Below are 209 nucleotides of genomic sequence, written 5' to 3' on the forward strand. Positions count from 1 at the left end.
CCTCTCCCCGCAACGGCGGGGCGAGGGAGAACACGCAGCGTGCAATGCGTCGGCGTGCGCCCATCCCCGCTTCGCTCAAGGGGACGTAGCCTCACGATGTATCTCGTCGTCGAACAACTGCTGAACGGCCTGCAATTCGGCCTGTTGCTGTTTCTGCTGGCGGCCGGACTGACCCTGGTGTTCGGCATCATGGATTTCGTCAATCTGGC

The 209-nt window shown here is 62.7% G+C and carries 1 pseudogene; it reads left to right on the forward strand.

Going from position 1 to position 209, the window contains the following annotated elements:
- Positions 1-96 precede the first annotated feature (96 nt).
- A pseudogene (locus FNJ47_RS49620) lies at positions 97-209 on the forward strand (branched-chain amino acid ABC transporter permease); the annotation flags it as partial.

The sequence above is a fragment of the Bradyrhizobium uaiense genome, from assembly GCF_010811875.1.
GTDB lineage: Bacteria > Pseudomonadota > Alphaproteobacteria > Rhizobiales > Xanthobacteraceae > Bradyrhizobium > Bradyrhizobium uaiense.